The sequence below is a fragment of the Saccharomonospora amisosensis genome (assembly GCF_011761185.1).
Classification (GTDB): Bacteria; Actinomycetota; Actinomycetes; order Mycobacteriales; family Pseudonocardiaceae; genus Saccharomonospora_A; species Saccharomonospora_A amisosensis.
In genome coordinates this window covers 1035372-1050084 of record NZ_JAAOYM010000001.1, presented here as the reverse complement: position 1 = coordinate 1050084, position 14713 = coordinate 1035372, and the positions used below count along the sequence as shown (strand labels likewise).

The 14713-nt window shown below is 69.9% G+C and carries 13 protein-coding genes; 5 read left to right on the top strand and 8 right to left on the bottom strand.

Annotation, left to right across the window (positions count from 1 at the left end; genetic code table 11):
- Window positions 1–35: 35 nt before the first annotated feature.
- The 4 genes from FHU38_RS05220 to FHU38_RS05205 are packed head-to-tail and all read right to left on the bottom strand — an operon-like array spanning window position 36 to window position 3490.
- A complete protein-coding gene (locus tag FHU38_RS05220) occupies window positions 36–635 on the bottom strand; it encodes a TetR/AcrR family transcriptional regulator (RefSeq protein ID WP_167167035.1) in 600 nt (199 codons plus the stop codon).
- A 1-nt stretch (window position 636) separates the two neighbouring features.
- Complete coding sequence (locus tag FHU38_RS05215; protein ID WP_167167033.1) at window positions 637–1857, bottom strand: NAD(P)/FAD-dependent oxidoreductase; 1221 nt, start codon at window positions 1855–1857, stop codon at window positions 637–639.
- A gap of 5 nt (window positions 1858–1862) precedes the next feature.
- Complete coding sequence (locus tag FHU38_RS05210) at window positions 1863–2054, bottom strand: ferredoxin (protein WP_167175552.1); 192 nt, start codon at window positions 2052–2054, stop codon at window positions 1863–1865.
- Window positions 2054–3490 carry a fatty acid desaturase gene (locus FHU38_RS05205; RefSeq protein WP_167167031.1) on the bottom strand — a complete coding sequence of 479 codons (1437 nt, stop codon included), beginning with the start codon at window positions 3488–3490 and terminating at the stop codon, window positions 2054–2056. Before FHU38_RS05205 ends, FHU38_RS05210 begins: the two co-directional genes overlap by 1 nt.
- 137 nt (window positions 3491–3627) lie before the next feature.
- On the opposite strand from FHU38_RS05205, the gene FHU38_RS05200 reads away from it, so the two are divergent.
- On the top strand, window positions 3628–4734 hold the full coding sequence (locus FHU38_RS05200) for a sulfite oxidase (protein ID WP_167167029.1): 1107 nt from the start codon (window positions 3628–3630) through the stop codon (window positions 4732–4734).
- 13 nt (window positions 4735–4747) lie between these two features.
- Here FHU38_RS05200 and ychF read toward each other — a convergent pair whose 3' ends face one another.
- Window positions 4748–5842, bottom strand: a complete 1095-nt coding sequence (ychF, locus tag FHU38_RS05195) for a redox-regulated ATPase YchF (RefSeq protein ID WP_167167027.1) — start codon at window positions 5840–5842, stop codon at window positions 4748–4750.
- A 36-nt stretch (window positions 5843–5878) separates the two neighbouring features.
- The gene (locus FHU38_RS05190; protein ID WP_167167025.1) at window positions 5879–6061 is read right to left on the bottom strand and encodes a hypothetical protein; all 183 of its coding nucleotides are present in this window, start codon (window positions 6059–6061) and stop codon (window positions 5879–5881) included.
- A 96-nt stretch (window positions 6062–6157) separates the two neighbouring features.
- On the opposite strand from FHU38_RS05190, the gene FHU38_RS05185 reads away from it, so the two are divergent.
- Both FHU38_RS05185 and FHU38_RS05180 read left to right on the top strand, forming a co-directional pair.
- Window positions 6158–7690 carry a DNA-3-methyladenine glycosylase 2 family protein gene (locus tag FHU38_RS05185; RefSeq protein WP_167167023.1) on the top strand — a complete coding sequence of 511 codons (1533 nt, stop codon included), beginning with the start codon at window positions 6158–6160 and terminating at the stop codon, window positions 7688–7690.
- Window positions 7687–8205, top strand: coding sequence for a methylated-DNA--[protein]-cysteine S-methyltransferase (locus FHU38_RS05180; RefSeq protein WP_167167021.1), 519 nt, complete (start codon window positions 7687–7689; stop codon window positions 8203–8205). The genes FHU38_RS05185 and FHU38_RS05180 overlap by 4 nt, the downstream gene beginning before the upstream one ends.
- Before the next feature lie 19 nt (window positions 8206–8224).
- On the opposite strand, the gene FHU38_RS05175 is transcribed toward FHU38_RS05180, so the two are convergent.
- The gene (locus FHU38_RS05175) at window positions 8225–11203 is read right to left on the bottom strand and encodes an AAA family ATPase (RefSeq protein ID WP_167167019.1); all 2979 of its coding nucleotides are present in this window, start codon (window positions 11201–11203) and stop codon (window positions 8225–8227) included.
- Window positions 11200–12360, bottom strand: coding sequence for an exonuclease SbcCD subunit D (locus tag FHU38_RS05170; protein WP_167167017.1), 1161 nt, complete (start codon window positions 12358–12360; stop codon window positions 11200–11202). Before FHU38_RS05170 ends, FHU38_RS05175 begins: the two co-directional genes overlap by 4 nt.
- Window positions 12361–12574: 214 nt before the next feature.
- On the opposite strand from FHU38_RS05170, the gene rmuC reads away from it, so the two are divergent.
- Both rmuC and FHU38_RS05160 read left to right on the top strand, forming a co-directional pair.
- Window positions 12575–13480: a DNA recombination protein RmuC gene (rmuC, locus tag FHU38_RS05165; protein WP_167167015.1), complete on the top strand. Its 906-nt coding sequence runs from the start codon at window positions 12575–12577 to the stop codon at window positions 13478–13480.
- Window positions 13481–13737: 257 nt separating this feature from the next.
- Complete coding sequence (locus tag FHU38_RS05160) at window positions 13738–14697, top strand: DUF6542 domain-containing protein (protein WP_167167013.1); 960 nt, start codon at window positions 13738–13740, stop codon at window positions 14695–14697.
- Window positions 14698–14713: the final 16 nt, after the last annotated feature.

Sequence of the window (14713 nt, the reverse complement as noted above, 5' to 3'; positions counted from 1 at the left end):
CGCTCTCGCCCGCGAGTTCTGCGTTCCGACACCGGTCAGTGCGGTGCGCCCAGTACCCGGCCAGCAACCCACGCGATGTCCTCCGCCGTGCGCGCCGGGGTGTCGGAGGGCTGCATGACATGACTGAGCACCACCCGCACCACCACGTCGATCACGACGGTGCGTTGGTGTTCGTCGAAGGGCAACTCGAACCGCGCCAGCCGCTCGGTCAGCACGGCCCTCGCCGTAGAAAGCAGCGAACCGGCGTGAGTGGTCAGCAGCGGAAGCAGGTCGGTGCCCGCGGCATGAGTGGCCGACACGATCGCGCGCAGCAGCACGTTGTCCTCGGCCAGTTCGAGCACCGCGCGAGCCGCCGACCGGATCGCCGCCATGAGGTCACCCGGGTGCTCGTCGAACGCTCGCTCGACCGCGTCGAGGAACCGGCCCAACTCGTCGAGGACCATCGCCTCGGCCAGTGCGGGCTTGGAGCCCACCTCGTTGTATACCGTCTGCCTGCTGACCCCGACCGCCTCAGCCAGCCGCGCCATGGTCACGCTCGACCACCCGTCGCGGGCGGTCAACTCGATCGCCGCCGCGATGATCCGCTGCCGCGTATGGCTGGAACCCGTCGCCACGGCCTGTGTCATGACCGCCATCCTAGGCAGGCGTCGCCGCCTCCTCCGCGAGCGTCAACGCCTCAGCCAAGCGAGCCCGTTGCGTGATCAACTTGCGGAAGCTGTGCACCTGCCTGCGCCGGTCCACCGTGAGCGCGCCGACCAACCGGTCACCCCGCCGGTACAGCGCCGTGAACCCGGGTCCGGACCCGCCCGCGACGACCACCTCGTCGGCGTGCGGGATGCCAACGAACTGAATCCGGTGGCCGTACCAGTCCGACCAGAAGTACGGCACCGACACCCCACCCGACGGCGAACGCGCCCCGACCGCGGCGCTGCCCGCGGCGGCACCCTGCTCGGTCGCGTTCATCCAGTGCTCCGGTCGCAGCAGCTCACCGTCGAACAGGGCGTTCGGCACGTGCGCCACGTCCCCCGCCGCGTACACCCCTGAGGCGCCCTCGGCGGACAGCGTGGCGGCACAGACGACGCCACTGTCGCGGGGGTGCAGCGACAGTCCACTGCCCGCCAGCCAACCCGTCGACGGTGCGACCCCGGTGCCCAGTACGACCAGTTCGGCGGGCAACACCGTCCCGCAGGCCAGTCGTACGCCGCTGACCCGGCCGTGCCGGGACTCCACCGCACTCACCAGGGTGTTCAGCCGCAGGTCGGTGCCTGCCTCACGGTGCAGCTCCGCGCAGATCGCACCGACCTCGGGACCCACCGAGCGGGTGAGCGGCAGCTCGTCGGCCTCGACGACCGTCACCGGCAGCCCTCGCCTGCGGGCTGCGGAAGCGACCTCCGAGCCGATGAACCCGGCCCCGATGACCACGGCGCGGGCACCGGCGTCCAGTGCGGCACGCACCGCCAACGCGTCCTCGACGGTGCGCAGGTGATGCACCCCGTGAACCCGCTGCGCGCCCGGCAGTGGTCGCGGCGCAGCGCCGGTGGCGATCACCAGTGCGTCGTAGGGCACCGCCTCACCCGCCACGGCGATCTCCTTGGCCGTGGTGTCCAGCGCGTCCGCCGGTGTGCCGAACATCAGCTCAACCCCCAACTCCTCCCGCAGTTCCTGCTCGCTGCGCAGCGGGCGAGCCCGCACCGGACCCGCCGTTTCGAGGAAGGTTTTCGAAAGCGATGGGCGGTCGTAGGGCAGGTGTTCCTCCGCGCCCACAAGGGTGACTCGCCCGCCGTAGCCACCGCGGCGGGCCGCCTCGACCGCACGCAAGCCCGCCACGGAGGCACCCACAACCACGAGCCTGTCCATGACGATCAGCCCCGCAGCCTCAACGCCAGCATGGGGCAGGCGTCGACGGCGGCCGAGACGTGTTCCCGATGTTCCTCGGCCGGGCGCTCCTCGAGCACGCGCACGCTACCGTCGTCGGCGACCTCGAAGAAGTCCGGCGCCATGGCTTCGCACATGCCCAGCCCTTCGCACTTGCCGCGATCGGCCTCGATCCGCATCACGCCTGTCCCCTCGTCAGCGCGGGCAGCGCGACGAAATCGACCTTCTCGCGCACACCGCAGTCAGGGCAGCACCAGTTGTCCGGAACGGCCGACCACGGGGTGCCAGCGAGGAAGCCTTCCCTAGGATCGCCGACCGCCTCGTCGTACACGTAGCCGCAACCGGGACACTGTGCCGCGCCCGAGGAAGCAGGCGCCGCGGTCACGCTTCCCGCGCTCCTGGTGGCCCGCTCCTCGGCCGCTCGTGCGGGCACCGGGTACCTGGCCAGCACCTTCTCCCTACGGCGCGGGTCGATGTTGGCGCGCGAGATGTCGCCGTCGAAGTGCGCGAGAACCTTCGGGTCCATCACCCTGCGCCACAGCGGCGGCAGCAGCGCCAGCACGATCATCCCGGCGTAGCCGGTGGGCAGCACCGGGGATTCGGCGAAGTCACGCAGCGTCTGGTAGCGGCGGGTGGGGTTGGCGTGGTGGTCGCTGTGCCGCTGCAGGTGATACAGCAGCACGTTGGTGGCGATGTTGTTGGAGTTCCAGCTGTGGCTGGGGTCGACCCGCTCGTAACGCCGCCTTCCTTCGGGGCCGACCTGCTGCCGCAGCATGCCGTAGTGCTCCAGGTAGTTCACGACCTCTAGCAGGGACAGTCCGACGACCGCCTGGATCAGCAGGTAGGGCAGGATGCCGACGCCGAGCCATGCGATCATCGCGCCCCACAGCACGGCCGTCATCGCCCATGCGTTGAGCACGTCGTTGCCGATGCGGAAGGGGTGCTGGCCACGACGGGCATAGCGGCGCTTCTCCAGCCGCCATGCGCTCTTCAGCGAACCGGCGACGGTGCGTGGCCAGAACCGGTAGAAGCTCTCGCCCAGCCTGCTGCTTGCCGGGTCCTCCGGTGTAGCGACCCGCACGTGGTGACCGCGGTTGTGCTCGATGTAGAAGTGGCCGTAGCCGCTCTGCGCGAGCGCGATCTTGGAAAGCCAGCGCTCGTGGCTCTCCTTCTTGTGCCCCAGTTCGTGGGCGGTGTTGATGCCGATACCGCCGATGCAGCCGATGGAGATCGCCAGCCCGATGTTGTCGACCACGCCCAGGTCGCCCCGCGCTATCAGCCAGAACGCCATCATGAAGCCCGCGTACTGGACGGGCAGGAACAGGTAGGTGATCCAGCGGTAGTACTTGTCCCGCTCGAGTGCCTCGATCATGTCGTCGGGCGGGTTGGATTTGTCCAGCCCGGTGACCAGGTCGATGACGGGAACGACCACCAGGATCACGATGGGGCCGATCCAGAACCACACTCCCCAACCGGTGACGGAATGCATGCCCAGTGCCACGAAGGCCAGCGACGGCACCACCAGGCCGATCAACCACAGGTAGCGCTTCCTGTCCTTCCATCGCTGCGTCGATCCTGGCGGGATCGTGCCGGTGTCACCGCTGACACTCACCATGGCCTGACCTCCTACGGCTCGGGTTTACAGAACCGTAGGAGTTGTACACCTACTTTGACAAGAGGGAACCTTTTGTAAAGTCACTGAGTTGCGGCTGTGGCTCGACCGCGTACCCGGCCGAGGCGCATGCTGTGAGGATGACCACACAGCTGAGCGAGGTCAGCCGGCCGGCGCGGCTCGCGGCTGACGACGAGGGCATCACGATCGACGAACTCGCGCTCGCGGCGCGCAACCACGGCATGCCGCTGGAGGCACTGCGCCACGACGTGACGCCGCAAGGACTGCACTACCTGCTCATCCACTACGACATCCCGCACCTCGACCCAGCGACCTGGCAGCTCAAGGTCGCAGGGGCGGTCGAAACCGAACTGACGCTGTCCCTGGCCGAACTGCGCGCGCTGCCCTCCCGCACGGTGCGCGTGACGATGGAGTGCGCCGGAAACGGTCGCGCGCACCTGCGTCCGCGTCCGATCAGCCAGCCGTGGCTGGTGGAAGCGGTGGGCACCGCCGACTGGACGGGGGTGCCGCTGCGCACGGTGCTGGAAACGGCGGGCGTCACCTCATCGGCGGTCGATGCCGTCTTCACCGGCGCCGACCACGGCGTGGAACGCGGCGTCGAGCAGGACTACCAGCGTGGCCTCGCCGTCACAGACGCGCTCGGCGATGACGTGCTGCTGGCCTACGAGATGAACGGCGCGCCACTGCCACCCCAGCACGGCTACCCGCTGCGGCTGGTGGTCCCAGGCTGGTACGGGATGGCACACGTGAAGTGGCTGCGTTCGATCGAACTGATCGAGGAGCTGTTCACCGGCTTTCAGAACACGGTGGCCTACCGCATCCGGCAGGATCGCGAAGAGCAAGGAGAGGCGGTCTCGTGGATAGCGCCGAGGGCGCTGCTCGTCCCGCCCGGATTCCCCGACTTCCAGACGCGGGAGCGCTTCGTGCACCCGGGGCCCGTGGGACTGACCGGCCGAGCGTGGTCGAGCAGGGCACCGCTGGCCGCGGTGGAGTTCAGCCACGACGACGGCAGGACCTGGTCACGCGCGAGGCTTGGCCCCGACGACGGTGGCCGCTGGGCGTGGCGGCGGTGGAGCGCGGTATGGGACGCCGTGCCGGGAAGGCACACGCTCGCTGTTCGGGCGGTCGACGCCGAGGGCAACACCCAGCCCGACGACGGCTCGTGGAACCGGGGCGGCTTCGCCAACAACCTCCCGCACCGGGTGCCGGTGACCTGCCTGAGCTGAGGCCAGGGTGTGGCTACCGCCCTGAGACCGGCGCGTGCCGGAACTCGACCACGTCACCGTCGGCCATGACGTAGTCCTTACCCTCCATCCTCACCTTGCCCGCCGCACGGGCGGCGGCCATCGAACCCGCCTCCACCAGATCGTCGAAGGACACGACCTCGGCCTTGACGAACCCGCGCTCGAAGTCGGTGTGGATCACACCAGCCGCCTGTGGCGCGGTGGCGCCCTTTCGGATCGTCCACGCCCGCGCTTCCTTCGGCCCAGCGGTCAAGAACGTTTGCAAGCCGAGAGTGTGGAATCCGGCCCGAGCCAGCGCGTGCAGCCCAGGTTCGGCCTGCCCCACCGACTCCAGCAGTTCGCGGACCGACTCCTCGTCGTCCAGTTCGAGCAGTTCGGACTCCACTTTGGCGTCGAGGAACACGGCATCGGCTGGAGCGACCAGCTTCGCCAGTTCGGCACGCCTTGCCTGGTCGGTGAGCACGCCCTCGTCGGCGTTGAACACGTACAGGAACGGCTTGGCGGTCAGCAGGCTCAGCTCGCGCAGGCCGTCCAGATCGACCTCGTCCTGCGCGGAGAACAGCGTGCGGCCGGAGTCGAGGACTTCCTTGGCGCGCTTGGCGTTGTCGAAGGCAGGCCTGGCCTCCTTCCTGGTCCGCGCTTCCTTCTCCATCCTTGGCAGCGCCTTGTCCAGCGTCTGCAGATCCGCCAGGATCAGCTCCGTGTTGATCGTCTCGATGTCGGACATCGGATCGACATTGCCCTCGACGTGCGTGACATCGGGGTCCTCGAACACGCGGATCACCTGGCAGATCGCGTTGGCCTCGCGGATGTTTGCCAGGAACTTGTTGCCGAGGCCCGCGCCTTCCGAAGCACCCTTCACGATCCCCGCGATATCCACAAAGGACACCGTGGCTGGGACCGTCCGAGCCGAGCCGAACAACTCCGCCAGCTTGTCCAGCCGTGGGTCCGGCAGGGCGACCACGCCGACGTTCGGCTCGATCGTCGCGAACGGGTAGTTCGCGGAGAGCACGTCGTTACGGGTCAGCGCGTTGAACAGGGTGGACTTGCCGACGTTGGGCAGGCCGACGATGCCGAGGGTCAGACTCACGGAGATCCAGTGTACGTGCCGGGACCGCGACCCTGCTCAGCCGCCGTCGCCGTCCTGCTCGCGCTCACCGTCGCCGTCCTGCTCCCGCTCCTGTTCCTGGTCGCCGCCGTCGTATCCTCGCTGCGGCTCGTCGCAGGCGGAACCGAACACGATCGCCGCCAGCGCACCCATGGCCACGACACAGGCACGCAGCGGACGTACGCGCACACCCTTCGTCATGGGCACGACGGTACTGCCGCCTGCCGAGGACCGCACCGCGACATTACTGTCCGATTTCCGCCAGTCACGCTGCTGAGCTGCTGGCACGATCAGAGCATGGCTCAGGCAACGGCAACGCATTCGGCGCCTCACTCGCTGTGGCGGGACACAGAGCGCTGTTACCGCGCCGTCACGTCGCGGGACGCCCGCTTCGACGGGCAGTTCATCGTCGCCGTGCGTACTACCGGGATCTACTGCAGGCCCTCCTGCCCGGCGATGCCACCCAAGGCCGGTAACGTGAAGTTCTTCCCCACCGCCGCGGCCGCGCAGTCGAACGGCTACCGCGCGTGCAAGCGATGCCTTCCTGATGCCGTGCCCGGTTCGCCCGAGTGGAACGTCCGCGCCGATCTGGCCGCTCGCGCGATGCGCCTCATCGCCGAGGGGACGGTGGAGCGCGAAGGTGTCTCGGGACTGGCCCGAAAGCTCGGCTACTCGCAGCGGCAACTGGGGCGGGTGCTCACCGCCGAACTCGGCGCGGGACCGCTCGCACTGGCCCGCGCTCACCGCGCCCACGCCGCCCGGCTGCTCATCGAACTGTCCGCCATGCCACTGACCGACGTCGCGTTCGCCGCCGGGTTCGCCAGCGTGCGGCAGTTCAACGACACGATCAGGGAGGTGTTCGCGACGACACCGTCGCAGTTGCGGGCGGCGGCCCACGGCAAGCGCGCACGAGTCGAACCCCCTGCTCCGACCACGCGAGCGGGGGCCCGGCTCAGCCTGCGACTGCCGTTTCGGCCACCACTCGACGCTGTCGGCTTACTCGGCTTTCTCCGTGAAAGGGCCTTGCCCGGTGTCGAGTCCACCGCAGGCGACTACCGCAGGACACTTCGACTGCCGCACGGCAGCGGGCTGGTCGCGCTCAACCCGTCGGACACCTACGTGCGCTGCGATCTTCGGCTCACCGACGTCCGGGACCTCGCGAGCGCCGTCGCCCGCGTGCGCCGCCTGCTGGACCTGGACGCCGACCCCGCCGCCGTCGGCCATGTCCTCGCCGCCGATCCCGCACTGGCCGCTGCCGTCGCGGAGGCGCCCGGCATCCGGGTGCCCGGCGCGGTGGACGGCCCCGAGCTGCTGCTGCGCACGATGCTGGGACAGCAGGTGTCGGTCGCGGCCGCCCGCACAGCGGCGAGCAAGCTGGTCGCCGAACTGGGCGAGCCCGTGCCGCTCGCCGGTACCGACGACCCTGGCCTGCTGTTCCCCACCGCGGCCGCCGTGGCGCGGAACGCCGAGGCTGTGCTGCGAGGACCGCGCAGACGCGTCGACTCGATCCGCGCGGTGGCCGAAGCGCTGGCGGCAGGCGAACTCGACCCGCACGTCGGACGTGACCCCGACGAACTTCGGCAGCAACTGCTGTCCGCACCCGGAATCGGCCCGTGGACGGCCGACTACGTGCTGATGCGGCTACTCGGCCAGCCGGACATCCTGCCGCACAACGATCTCGCGCTGCGCAGGGGCGCGACAAGCATCGGCATCGGTGACAGCACGACACAGCTGGCCCGCCACGCCGCGACGTGGCGCCCCTGGCGTTCCTACGCGGCCATGTACCTGTGGCGAGTCAGCGCCAACCACAACAACGGAGGAACCACGTGAACATCGCCAGCTGGTCCACACACCACACCCCGATCGGCCCCTTCACCGCCCTGGTCGCGGCCGACGGAGCTGTGATCGCCTCGGGCTGGACCGCGGAACCGCACGAGTTGCTGAAAGTGGTCCCCGCCGCGCTGACGCCCACCGAGCTGCGCGCCCGCGACGAACTCGGGCCGGTCACCCGAGCCGTTCGCCGCTACCACGAGGGTGAGCTCGACGCCGTCGATCAGGTACCCGTACGGCAGCGATCAGGCGAGTTCATCGCACACACCTGGGAGGTGTTGCGTGGCGTCCCCGCGGGCAAGCCGCTGACCTACAGTGATCTCGCCGAGCTCGCGGGAAGGCCACAGGCTGTCCGCGCCGCGGCCGCCGCCTGTGCCCGCAACGCAACGGCACTGTTCGTGCCATGCCACCGGATCGTGCGAATCGACGGTGGACTCGGTGGTTTCCGCTGGGGTCTACATGTCAAGCGGTGGCTGCTCGCCCACGAATCCCCGGCGGGGCCCTCGCCGAGGTGACGTACCAGCGCCCGGCCGGTCAGCACGCCACCGGCATCCCCCCTTCCAGCCGAACCGTGGAGCCCGTCCGCGACTTGCGCACCCGTAGCCGCATCGGGATGCGCTGCCGCAGTTCCTCCACATGGGACACCAGGCCGACGACACGCCCGCCCGCACGCAACTCGTCCAGCACATCCATCACGACATCCAGCGTCTCGCTGTCCAGCGTCCCGAACCCCTCGTCCACGAACAGCGTGTCGAGTAGCGCACCCCCGGTCTGTGCGGCGACCACGTCGGCCAGACCGAGCGCCAGCGCCAGCGATGCCAGAAACGACTCTCCCCCTGACAGTGTCTTCGCGGGACGCACGGTGCCCGAGTAGTCGTCGAGCACATCGAGGCCGAGCCCGCCTCTGGTGCCCCGTGAGCCGGCGGCATCGGAGTGAACGAACGAGAACCGGCCCTGACTCATCGACCGCAACCGGGCGGTGGCGGCCACCGCGACCTCTTCCAACCGGGCGGCGAGGACGTAGGACCGCAGCGACATCCGCCTCGCGTTCTGTCCCCTGCCGTTGACCACGTCGGTGAGCGCTTCCAGTTCGGCATACTCCCGCTCCGCGGGTTCCAGCTCGGAAAGTGCGCAGCGGAAGTGCTCGGCCAGGGTGTCGAGGTCGTGTGCCCGCTGCGAACACGCCCGCACGGCGGCGACAGCGGACTCCGCCCGGCTCCGTGCGTCCTCCACCGCCTGCTGTGCGGGTTCGACGTCCACCTCTTCCTCGGGTGAAACGCCACGCAGCTCGGGTTCCTCCAGCACTCCCTTAGCGGCTGCCTCGGCGCGCTCGGCCTCGGTCAGCCACCGCTCAAGTTCGGCGAGGCGGGACTGTGGCCTTGCCGCCGACAGCGCGTCCTCCACCGTGGCGAAGCCCGCGCGCCGCGCAGCGTCCAGCACCGCGCCATGTCGTTCTTCGAGCAACTCCTCGGCCGCTGCGCGAGCGGACCGGGCATCGGCGAGTTCTTCTGCCGCCTCGCCCAGCAACACCAGGTGTTCCCGCCGCTTGCCCACGTCATCGAAGTCACCCCGGGCGGCGTCGAGGCGCTGCGCCCGTTCGTCGATCCGCTCGGCGAGGGCACGCTGCTTGGCCCGAGCCTCGCTTTCCTCGCTGTGCATCCTCGTCCGATCGGCCGTGAGTTCGTCGGCCTCCGCCTGCGCGTTCCGGATCGACTCCTCCAGCCGCGCCTTACTTGTCGCTCGCTGAGTCAGCGACCGCAGTTCGGCACCGAGCGCGGTGAGGTTCTTCGCGAGTTGCTCGCGGGTCTGGCCGGACAGTCGTTCCCTCACGAGAGCGAGTTCGTTTTCCGCTCGGTAGCGCGCGTCCACGGCGAGGTCCCGGCGCTGCTCGGCCTGCCGCTCCCGCTCGGCCGCGGCACGCTCCTCGGCATCGCCCACGGAGTCGGCACTCGCCTCGGCCGGTGCCGGATGCTCAGCCGAGCCGCACACCGGGCAAGGCGCGCCGTCAGCCAGCCCGGCCGCCAACTCGGCCGCCATCCCTGCCAACCGCCGCTCGCGCAGGTCGAGCAGCGTGGCGCGGGCCGACTGATGGTCGTCGACGGCGACGCGCTCCGCGTCCAGCGCGTGCTGTACAACCCGCTCCAGCTCGGGCAGCCGGTCGGCGTCGGCGAGCGCGGCCGCCGCCTCCTGTTCCCTCGCCCGGATCGCCTCAAACCCGGCCTCCGCCTGCCTCGCCAGCTCGTACTCGGCGTTGAGCTGCCTCATGCGCTCGGGGAAGCCTTCCAGCTTCTGGCTGATGGCTGCCGCCTGTTCCGCCGCGTAGGCAGCCCGCTCCTCGAATCGGGCCAACCGGTCGCGGTCCCCGGTCTGCCGCCCGGCCTCTTCGACCAGACCTGCCAGTTGCCCTGCCTGCTCCCGCAGCGCCGCCGCCCTGGCCCGTAGCACAGCGACCTCGGCCTGCGGCTGTTCGAACCCCAGGGCCAGGCAGGCTCGCTCGGCCACCGTCTCGTCCCGCCGTGCGTGCTCAAGCCGCTCGGTCACCCGATCCAGCTCGGCTGCCAGCTCCGCTACCGGGTGTGCCCGCCGCGCCGCGGCCTGTTCCGACTTCCAGCTCGCGCGCTGGTCGGCCTGCTCCCACAACTCGACCAGCCTGCGGTGCGCGGCCCGCACCCTGCGCACCCGGTCGGCGGCCGCGCGGCGCTCCTGCAACGTGGCCTCGGCGTCCCGCCTCGCCGCGCTCGCGGCGCGCTCCTCCCCCCGCGCGGCGGCCAGTGCGGCGGTCGCATGCTGCCTGATCTCGGTGGCCCAGTCCAGCCCTGGTTCTTCCGGCGCCTCCGTCTGCGCGACCTGTGCGAGTCTGGCGACCCATTCTCGTGCGGCAGCGCGTCGCCGTTCGAGTTCCCTGCCGCGAGTGGTCCGCAGGTCACGAAACCAGCGTTCGACGTCGGCGAAGCGCTGCGTGCCGAACAGCCGCTCCAGTAGTTGTTCGCGTTCGGTGGTCTCGGCCCGCAGAAACCGCGCGAACTCGCCCTGCGGCAACAGCACGACCTGGAAGAACTGCTCGGCGCTCATCCCGAGCAGCCGTTGCACAGTGCGACCGACCTCGTCGATGCGAGTCACACCCTCGGCCGCGTGGCCGTGCGGCGGGCAGCTCAACCAGGTCAGCGAGGCGCGCGCCTGCTGGGTGGTGTACCCGTCACCTCGCCGCTTGGGCCTGCGGTATTCGGGGCCGCGCACGATCCGAATGCGGTGTCCCTGCACGGTGAGTTCGAGAGCGACCTCGGTGTCGGTGTCGGGCTCGGCGAGATCGCAGTGCAGGCGCTTCACCTGTCCACGCGCCCCTGGCACCGTGCCGTAGAGCGCGAACGCGACCGCGTCGAGCAGCGTCGTCTTGCCTGCGCCGGTGTCGCCGTGCAGCAGGAACAGCCCGTCGGCGCCGAGCGCGTCGAAGTCGACCACCTCGCGGCGCGCGTAAGGCCCGAACGCGGCGATCTCCAACCGGTGCAGTCTCATTCCCGGTCCCTTTCTCCCGGATCGGCCTTGCCCGCCGCCTCCAGCGCGGTGGCGAGGAGCGCGTGCTCCCGCTCGGTGGGCGGAGCTCCTCTGCAATCGGTGAGAAAGCTTGAGGCGATCTCTATGTCCGAGCGGCCTCGAACCGCCTCGGCATAACGCAGCACCGTCTCCGCCCCCGTCTCGGGCCGCCAGTCGAGATGCACCGCGTAGGGAAACCGTTCGCGCAGCCTGCGCATGGCGTCGACCGGACGCACCCGGTCGGTCAGCGTCACCGACAGGTAGCAGTCGACGACGTCGTCGTACTCCGGGGCCCGCAGCAGGTGTTCCAGCGGGCCGGTCACCGTCGCGAGCCGCCTCGGCACGGGCAATTCCCTTCGCCGCACCTCGGCCAGGCCGTCGGCGTCGAGGTCGACCAGCCAGACCGACTTGCGAGCGGTCTCGGAGAAGGAGTAGGCGAGCGGGCTGCCCGCATACCTGAGGTGTTCGGTGACGCGCTGCGGTCGGTGCAGGTGCCCGAGGGCGACGTAGTCCACGCCGTTGAACACCGAGGCGGGAACCTGCTCGACACCGCCGACCGCGATGGTGCGTTCGGACTCGCTCGGCGCGGCACCGGTGACGAACGCGTGCGCCAGCACCACCGAGCGGGTGCGGCCAGGCCTGGACGCGAGGTCGGCACCGATACGACGCATTGCCTCGGTGAGCACTCCGGTGTGTCCCCTGGCTTCCGGCACGCCCAGTGCGTGCCTTGCCGGTTCCGGCTCCAGGTAAGGGATGCCGTACACAGCCACCGGACCGTGTTCGTCGTCGAGCACGACCGGACGATCGATGGCTGCCACGGTGGTACGTAGGTGCAGCCCGCCCCGCGCGGCGAAGTCCGCGAAGGCACCCAACCTGGCGGCCGAGTCGTGGTTGCCCGACGTGATGACAAGTTGCGCGCCCGCGTCGCGGATGCGGCTGAGCGCTCCACCGGCCACCCGTACCGCCTCGGCCGAAGGGACCGCGCGGTCGTAGACGTCACCCGCGACCAGTACGACGTCGACCGCTTCGTCGACCACTACGGCCGCGAGGTGATCAAGAACGGCCTCCTGCTCGGCGAGCAGGTCCGTACCGTGGAACGTTCTTCCCACGTGCCAGTCGGAGGTATGCAGCAGGCGCACGCGATCAACGTAGAGGCCGGACCCGACAGAACACCGGACAAATCCTCGGCGTGTCACTCGAACGTGTGTTCGACTGTCTGGCTGGTCGTTTTCCGTCGGCCCGCTGCGCCATGATGGGCCGGTCCCGTCACGAGGAAGGAGCGACCCGGTGGCTTCTGCGGCTTCTGCGGCTTCTGCGGCTTCTGCGGCTTCTGCGGCTTCTGCGACTCCGGCTGTGCTCGCCACGGCCGCCTCCGTGGTCGCCCTGCTGCTGGCGGCAGCGGTCGCCATGCTGTGGCGCCTGTATCAGGACGGCATGCGCAGGGCCGACGCGGCGGCGCGGCAGGTGGCAGCCGAGCGCGCGAGGGTCGATGAGCAGCAGGCCGCGCTTCGGCGCTACGAGGTCGCCTTCGCCTCGATCAGCGGCCGAGGGGAGTTGGGTGAGCAGGTCCTTGTCGAGACGGCACGTGCGCTCGGGCTGCGGGAGGGGCTGCATTTCACGTTGCAGACCGATCTGGCCGGAGGCGGCGCGGCGAAGCCCGACATGGTGCTGATGGTCGGCGGCGGCCGAACCGTGCCCGTCGACGCCAAGGCGAGCCTGGCCTGCTGGGCTGAGGCCGTGGAGACCGACGATCCGGAGGAACGACTTGACGCGCTGCGGGTGCACGTGCGCAACCTGCGCTCCCGTGCCGCGGAACTGGCAGGCAAGGGGTACCAGCGGTGGGCGGACGCCATCTACGGCACCGTGATGTTCGTGCCCTCCGACGCGGCGGTGGTTGCGGCACTGGACACCGACCCGGAGTTGCTGCGCTGGTTGCTGGACCGCCGCGTGTTCCTGTGCGGGCCCACCGGTTTCGCGGTGGTCGCGTCGGCCGCGATGTTCGCGGCGACCGAACGCACGCTGCTCGAGGACGTGGAACAGGTGCGGGCACGGGCGGCCTCGGCTCACCGCGCCGCTGACAACGCCGTCGAGGCCGTCAACCTGTCGAGCACGCACCTGCAACGCTTCCTGTCCGCACGCCGCAGGGAACTTGAAGCGCTGGAAAGTTTCCGCTCCAGCGTGGCCCCGCTCAGCGAGGCCGCGGCCAGCCCTTCGCCGGTCGCCGCGGTGCGGAGGTCTGATGACGTGACGACCACCTGACGACGTCATGCCTCGTCCGTCCGCGCGATCGCTGGACGACGCGGCATAGAAGACCCACTGTGTGGTACTTCACATGGCATGCGTGCAGCGGGGTTGTGGAGTCGCAGGGCGTTCTCGCCGGTATCCGGACGGCTGAGCGAGCGTGGGAAGGCAGCGCCAAAAGGTCCGGACCACGGAACTCGAATTGATGGACGGCGACCACTGGATCTGCACAGTGGTCAAGAGTTCGGGTCGGCCAAGGGATACGGTGTTGCCTCGTGACCGCCATTCGAGACCGCCGGAGCGACCCAGCCGCTGCCGACGACGCTGTTGTCCCGTGGGCCGAGCGTTCCGTTGTCAGCTCGCGCCGCGGGTTGCAGTGGTGGGCAGCGGTGCTCGTCGCGTTGGGCACCGCCGTGGTAGGCGCCATCGTTGACCTGCAGATCACCGACTCCATCGGTGCCCTGTTCCAGGGCTGTTACCTCGTGGGTTCGGTTGCCGCCATCGCCGCGGTCCGCAGGGGGAACTTGTTCGGACCCATGGTCGCGCCGCCACTGGTTCTCGCGGTCACCGTGCCCACGCTCGTGCTGACCGCCTCGGGGCTGCCATCGGGTAGCGACACCCTGGCCAAGATCCTGGCCATCAGTACCCCGTTGATCAATGCGTTTCCGATCATGGCCATCACGACGGGGTTGACGGTGGGCATCGGGTTCTACCGCATCTACCGCGAGCGCGATCCGCACGGCCAGCAGAGGACGGATTCCAAGCGCGAACGCGACTCAGCTCGTCAGGGTGGCAAGGATCGCGACAGGGGTGGCCGCGGTGGTTCGGGTGGCGGCAAGCGGCCCAGGGACGGAGTGGACGAGCCACGGCGTCCCGGACCCGGTGCGGCAGCAGGTCAGGGCGGACGCCGCCAGCCACAGGAGGAGCAGGCAAGGCGTGGCCGCGGTCGGCCGGGAGAGGGTCGTGGTGGCGAGCGCGGCAAAGATGACCGGCCCCAGCGCGAGTCGGTAAGGATCGATCCCACCCGCGCCGACCTCGGCCGAAGCGCGCCCAAGAGTCCACACCGGCGCCCACCTGCCCCGCCCGATGCCGGAGGCGGGCCGAGGCGTCCAAGGCCTACACCCCCGGAGGAGCCCCCTCGCGGCAGGAAGCCGGAGCCGCCGCAGCAGCCTCGGGGCGGCCGGTCCGGCATGCCGCCGCGCCGCAACCGCCCCTGGGAGGACGACCGCGGTTGAGCCCTGCCCTGGCCAG

Coding starts and splice junctions, on each gene's coding strand:
- FHU38_RS05175 (WP_167167019.1), bottom strand. CDS start 11,203: ATGAGACTGCACCGGTTGGAGATCGCCGCGTTCGGGCCTTACGCGCGC.
- FHU38_RS05185 (WP_167167023.1), top strand. CDS start 6,158: ATGGCTCAGGCAACGGCAACGCATTCGGCGCCTCACTCGCTGTGGCGG.
- FHU38_RS05190 (WP_167167025.1), bottom strand. CDS start 6,061: ATGACGAAGGGTGTGCGCGTACGTCCGCTGCGTGCCTGTGTCGTGGCC.
- FHU38_RS05210 (WP_167175552.1), bottom strand. CDS start 2,054: ATGCGGATCGAGGCCGATCGCGGCAAGTGCGAAGGGCTGGGCATGTGC.
- FHU38_RS05200 (WP_167167029.1), top strand. CDS start 3,628: ATGACCACACAGCTGAGCGAGGTCAGCCGGCCGGCGCGGCTCGCGGCT.
- FHU38_RS05220 (WP_167167035.1), bottom strand. CDS start 635: ATGGCGGTCATGACACAGGCCGTGGCGACGGGTTCCAGCCATACGCGG.
- FHU38_RS05205 (WP_167167031.1), bottom strand. CDS start 3,490: ATGGTGAGTGTCAGCGGTGACACCGGCACGATCCCGCCAGGATCGACG.
- FHU38_RS05215 (WP_167167033.1), bottom strand. CDS start 1,857: ATGGACAGGCTCGTGGTTGTGGGTGCCTCCGTGGCGGGCTTGCGTGCG.